General features: G+C 73.0%; 4 protein-coding genes and 1 pseudogene. 3 read left to right on the top strand and 2 right to left on the bottom strand.

Annotated elements, in window-relative coordinates; genetic code table 11:
* Positions 1 to 190: 190 nt before the first annotated feature.
* Together MUU72_RS34825 and MUU72_RS34820 are read left to right on the top strand one after the other, a co-directional pair.
* Positions 191 to 403 (top strand): annotated as a pseudogene (locus MUU72_RS34825) (arsenic resistance protein); the annotation flags it as partial.
* Between the two features lie 77 nt (positions 404 to 480).
* A complete protein-coding gene (locus MUU72_RS34820) occupies positions 481 to 924 on the top strand; it encodes a hypothetical protein (protein WP_248017466.1) in 444 nt (147 codons plus the stop codon).
* Positions 925 to 1,446: 522 nt separating this feature from the next.
* On the opposite strand, the gene MUU72_RS34810 is transcribed toward MUU72_RS34820, so the two are convergent.
* On the bottom strand, positions 1,447 to 2,916 hold the full coding sequence (locus MUU72_RS34810; RefSeq protein WP_248017465.1) for an MFS transporter: 1,470 nt from the start codon (positions 2,914 to 2,916) through the stop codon (positions 1,447 to 1,449).
* Between the two features lie 150 nt (positions 2,917 to 3,066).
* On the opposite strand from MUU72_RS34810, the gene MUU72_RS34805 reads away from it, so the two are divergent.
* Positions 3,067 to 3,633: a TetR/AcrR family transcriptional regulator gene (locus MUU72_RS34805; protein ID WP_248017464.1), complete on the top strand. Its 567-nt coding sequence runs from the start codon at positions 3,067 to 3,069 to the stop codon at positions 3,631 to 3,633.
* A 426-nt stretch (positions 3,634 to 4,059) separates the two neighbouring features.
* Here MUU72_RS34805 and MUU72_RS34800 read toward each other — a convergent pair whose 3' ends face one another.
* The gene (locus MUU72_RS34800) at positions 4,060 to 5,448 is read right to left on the bottom strand and encodes a C39 family peptidase (RefSeq protein ID WP_248017463.1); all 1,389 of its coding nucleotides are present in this window, start codon (positions 5,446 to 5,448) and stop codon (positions 4,060 to 4,062) included.
* Between the last annotated feature and the right edge of the window lie 111 nt (positions 5,449 to 5,559).

Below are 5,559 nucleotides of genomic sequence, written 5' to 3'. Positions count from 1 at the left end.
GCATCACACCAACGAGTGACACCCCGGGCCATCGCACCGCGGCAATCGAGTGACGGGCCACCCCACCCACCGTCATCCCCGCTGGTGACAGCGGTGCGCCCGCCCACCGGACCCCCCGGCCCGGAACCCGCACCGTGGGCCGTTTGCGCCGCCCGTTCCCCCGGGCTGATCATCGTGGGCCTGGCCCGCTGCATCGCCATGCCCGGTCTACTTCTCGGTCATGTGAGCCGGATCCATGGCCCTCGGCCGCACGATCGGCCTGGACCACGCGCGCTCCACGACCCTGACGTTCACCGCCGCGGGCAACAACGTCGAACTGGCCGTCGCCATCGCCACCTTCGGCGCCTCCTTCGGCCAGGCCCCCGCCGGCGTCGTCGGCCCCCTCATCGAGGTCCCGGCCCTCCGCTGACGTGCCGTGCGGCCACCCGAGCCACCGCGACCACTCTTGACATTTCATACGCACCAGCTGATCGTAAGCGCATGCCTACTAAAATCCTGAGGTCCTCCTGGACGGCCGGACCGGCGAGCGGCGCACCCGGCCCCGTCCTGGTGAGCCTCACCGACTTCACACCCCGCAGGCTCACCGACCTGCCCGGCATCTACCGGGCAGCCCGGCGCCTCTCCTCCCGCTGGCGGGAGTTGGAGGGAGCACACGGCATGTGGCTGTGGGCGGAACGCACCGGGCGCCGCTGCGGGGCGGTGGCCGTCTGGCGCGACCACGCCGCGCTCCGCGGCTTCGTCGGCTGGCCCCCGCACGTGGAGATCATGCGCGCATACCGCGGCAGGGGCGCCCTGACCTCGACCACCTGGACCACCGACACCTTCACCCCGGCCACCCTCTGGACCCGAGCCCAAGCCCGGTTGACCGCCACCACCCCGCCCCACCCCGACCGCGACGACGACCGCGACGGCACCCCCCGGTGACCGACCCCGAGCCCCCCGGAACCCGGCACCACCCGGGCATCGGCTTCGCCGGGAAGTACGGGTAGCTCCCAGTCACCAACGAGCGCACTTCAGCTGATGCGCCCCAAGGTGCCGGGCCGCCGGGCCGCCCGATTCCCCTCTGGGCCTGTGCTGCTCGGGAAACGTCTGCACCGGACGGTAGCGCGCGGTCTGCCCCGCTCCGTGGGCATGGCCGGCGCCAGCCCCAAGGCGGCCCCCGCGGCGATCGCGCAGTACCTGCCGAGGACGAGACGCTCCGGCCCGTAGGCGTGGAGGACGTTGCGGCGCGCGAAGCCCGTGGCACCGTCCGGCTCGTCGTCATACGTGTACGCGCCGACGGCGATGTTCGGTGCGGTGACCAGCGGGCCGAGGAGCACCACGCGGTCGTGGGCGGGCAGCGGGTGCACGGCGGTCGGGGCAGGGGGACGGCGCGGAGGGCGGAGACGTCGCAGCGGGTGGGGACGAGGAGGAAGCGGTGCCCCCAGGCCCCCACCGGGTTCATTGTCAAAGACGGTGCGCGGATGCCCCGTTCGAGGTGGTGACCGGGTCCGGACCGGTGGAACGGTGCGGCGCCGCGGAGCCTTCCGCGGGCTTGGGCCTCGCCAGCCACAGGCCGGTGACCACGGCGGTGGCCGCCGTGACGGCGCCGGCCGCGACGAAGGCGCTGTCGATGCCGGTCGCGAAGGAGGCGCCGCCGGATTGCCGGGTGCGGACGACGGCTCCGAGTACCGCCACGCCGAGCACCGCGCCGATCTGCCGGGTGGTGCTGCTGATGCCCGAGGCGAGGCCGCCTTCCTGCGGGCTGACGGCTTGGATGGCGGCGCCTGTCAGCGGGGACATGGCCAGCGCGAAGCCGGTGCCGACGAGTCCCAGCCGCCACCACACGTTCGCGTAGCCGGTGTCGGCGTGCACCATGCCGAGCGCCAGCAGTCCCAGACCGGCCAGGGCCAGGCCGGTGGTCACCACGATGCGGAAGCCGTGCCGGGCGGCGAGCCGGCCCGCGTAGGGGCTGGCGATCACCATGGTGAGGGACACCGGCAGGGTCTGGAGGCCGGCGCGCAGGATCGAACTGCCCTGGACGTACACGAAGAACTGCGAGAAGAAGAACGACGAGCCCATGAGCGCGAACCCCACCACGACCATGGCGGTGTTGGACACGGTGAACAGGCGCTGCCGGAACAGCCGCAGCGGCAGCATCGGTGCGGAGCGACGCGCTTCGACGGCGACGAAGGCGGCCAGGAGAAGCACCGCGGCGGCGAAGCTGCCCAGGATGACCGGTGAGGTCCAGCCGCGGGCACCACCCTCGATCAGCCCGTAGGTCAGTGCCCCTACCGCCAGGACGGACAGCACCGTGCCCGGGACGTCGATCGCGGCGGCGCTCGGATTGCGGGACTCGCCGAGGTGGCACAGGCCGACCAGCAGCAGGACCACGCCGATGGGCAGATTGACCAGGAAGATGGCCGGCCAGCCGAAGGCTTCGGTCAGCACGCCGCCGGCCACGGGACCGGCGGCCAGACCGATCCCGCTGAATCCGGCCCACAGCCCGATCGCCTTGATGCGTTCCTGCGGCACGGGATGGGCGGCGGCGAGCAGGGCGAGCGAGGCAGGGCTCAACGCCGCGGCCCCGATGCCCTGTAGCACCCGGCCGGCGACCAGCCAGCCGACCGAGGGCGCGAGGCTGCACACCAGCGACGCGGCGGTGAACACCGCCACGCCGGTCAGGTACACCCGCTTGCGGCCGAACCGGTCGGCGAAAACGCCACCGGACAGCAGCAGCATGGCGACCAGCAGGACGTACGCGTCGACGATCCATTGCAGACCGGTCAGCTGAGTGTGCAGCCGGTGCTGCATATCGGGCAGCGCCGCTCCCACCACCGTGTTGTCGAGCAGGACCATGAATTGGCCCAGGCAGGTCACCGTGAGCAGCCCGGCCCGGCCCGATCGACCGCCTGCGGTCGTGTGCGTTGCAGCCATGGGTTCCCCCTCCATCGTGAATTGCGCCCGGCCACGCCCGGCACGGGCGGCGACACCCTGAACTCCCTAACGCAGTCGATGACTGCGTTAGGGGACCATAGAAGGGAACACCTCGCAAACGCAAGTGCTGACTGCGTTAAGGTGAGGGGCATGAACGAGCGACAGCGAGCCCGGCGGCCCGGCGGGCGCAGCGCCCGCGTCGGCGCGCAGGTGCACCAGGCCGTCACCGACCTGATCAGCGAGCGCGGTTACGGCAACTTCACCGTCGGCGAGGTCGCGGTCCGCGCGGGCGTGGCCGACAGCAGCATCTACCGCCGCTGGGGCAGCCTGGAAACCCTGCTCACCGACGTGGCGCTCACTCGCCTCAACGCGCAGTCGCCGATGCCCGACACCGGGAGCCTCGCCGGCGACCTGCGCACCTACGCCGCCCAGGTGGCCCGCGAGATCACCGGCCCCGATGGACCGGCAGTGCTGCACCTGGCCGTCGCCCTGTCCAGCAGCGGTCAGCAGGGCGCGCAGGCCCGTGACGCCCTCCGCACCGAACGCACCCGGCAACTGCAATCCATGCTCGATCGCGCCCGCGAACGGGGCGAGCCCGCACCCGACGCGCTCGACGTGCTGGACCACGTCATGGCCCCGATGTACATCCGCGTCCTGTTCGGCGTGGGCCCGCTCACCCCCGACTACATCAACGGCCTGGTCGACCGCCTGCTGTGACCTCGAACGGGCCCGTCCGGGCCCACCCCCTCGACCGCGACGCCAGGGCGTGGCGAAGTCCTCGCCGACGCGCGCCCGGCCCGCTCGGCATCCGGCCGCTGGCTGGCCCACACGGCCTGGCCGATCCGTCAGCCGGCGGGCCGCCGCCGCGCGGCGAGCCCTGCGGCTGCACACCGACAAGGACTGTGGCTACGACCACCTGCGGACACGACCCCGGGAGCACGGCACCGTCCCGCGCCTCCCGCACCGCGGGGCCGAGAGCTCAACCCGCCTCGGCCGCCATCGTCGGGTGGCCGGCCGGTAGCGTCCGCCGGGTGACCGACGGCGCCGTCAGATACGCGTCCATACCCGACAGCGCTGGGGAGACCTCTCCTGCCTGAGGGCTCCCTACCGGAGGAGCCGGTGGTCGGCCTGCCGGCCTGACCGCTAGCGGATCCCGAGTTCGCGGAGGACGCGGTGCTGGCCCGGAGCCGGCTCAGCCGGGAAGTAGAGGTAGCAGACACCTCCGCTACCGCTCTTGACCTGGCCTTTCGCGTCGTGGCGCTTGGTGCGGAGCCAGATGTTCTCGAACTGGCGGCGGGGGTAGACGCGGCGGACGGCGGGGTCGGAGGGGGAGGCGGGGTCGTTGGCGATGACGTCGCCTTCGGGGGTGAAGCCGATGACGGTCATCAGGTGGCCGGCGGTGCCGTAACCGGCGCCGTCGAGTTCGGACTTGAGGAAGGACTGGGAGGTGATCACCGGGATGCCGGCGTGGATCAGGCGCTCGGCGTCGTTGAGCGAGGACAGGCGGGTGACCAGGCTCTGGAGTGCGGGGTAGGTGGCGGCGTAGGCGGCGTTGAAGGGCCAGTTGCCGCAGCCGTTGTACTGGTAGTCGTAGGTGTAGCGGGCCGCGTGGCAGACCTGGGGGTCGGCGTACGAGGGGTCCACCCAGGAGAGCTGCTGCCGGGTGGGGTGGCGGCCCCAGTACTCGATGATCATCTGGGACGAGGTGGGGCTGCACCACGCCTCTCCCCCGTTGTCGTACTGGGGGTACTGGCCCTTGTGGATCTCCTGGGAGTAGCGCGGGACGTGGAGTTCGCGGCCGGTGAGGAGGGGGGTGGAGGCCGGGACCTCGAAGCGGTCGGGGAGGTCGGAGGCCATGGCTCCCAGGCGCCAGACGGTGGGGGCGGCGGTGGTGCCGGGGCGGCGGTAGAGGGTGAGGCGGAGTTCGTAGGCGGCCAGGCGGAGGCCGCTCGCCGGGTCGTCCAGGGCGAAGGTGTCGGTGGAGACCGCGCTGCGGCCGTCCTTCTGGTCGTCGACGGAGGTGCGCCGGATGTCGGTGTCGCCGTCGCCGGCGGTCCAGCGGCCCATCACGTACCAGGGGGTGCGGGCGCCGTCGGAGTAGGTGCCGCGGAGTTCGACGGCGATCCAGGTGCCGGGCGGGGTGTGCGCGTTCCAGGAGGCGACGGCCTCGGTCGCCGGGACCGGAAGGCGGCGCACCGGGCTGGTCCAGGTGGCGTACTCCCAGGTGGCGGAGGTGCCGGTGTGGGGGTCGTGGTACGAGGTGGTGCCGGCGGGGCGGGCCAGGCCGATGCCGGGGCGGGGGCCGGGTACGACGTGGGTGCCGTCCGGGGTGCCTCGGTGCCAGTCGGCGGCGGTGGTCCAGGCGTGGTAGTCCACGGGGCTCTTCGCTCGGTGCGGGGTGGTGGCGGGACGCGGCGCGGCGGGGCGGCGGCCGGGCTCCCCGGCGGCCGCGGCCAGGGGGGCGGTGGCGCCCGCCGCGGCGGCGGCGAGGGCGGCGGCCAGGACGGTGCGGCGGGGCGCGGAGCTGCTCATATCGGGTCCCCCAGTCGGATGCCTTGGTGGGTGCGGAAGAGGGTGCGGGAGTGCGTGCGGGCGGGAGTTGCCCCAGGACGGTGCGGCGGGGCGCGGAGCTGCTCATATCGG

This window comes from Streptomyces rhizoryzae, from assembly GCF_023155275.1.
Lineage (GTDB): Bacteria > Actinomycetota > Actinomycetes > Streptomycetales > Streptomycetaceae > Streptomyces > Streptomyces rhizoryzae.
Note: the sequence above shows the minus strand (reverse complement) of the source record. Positions and strands in the feature narration are given on the sequence as shown.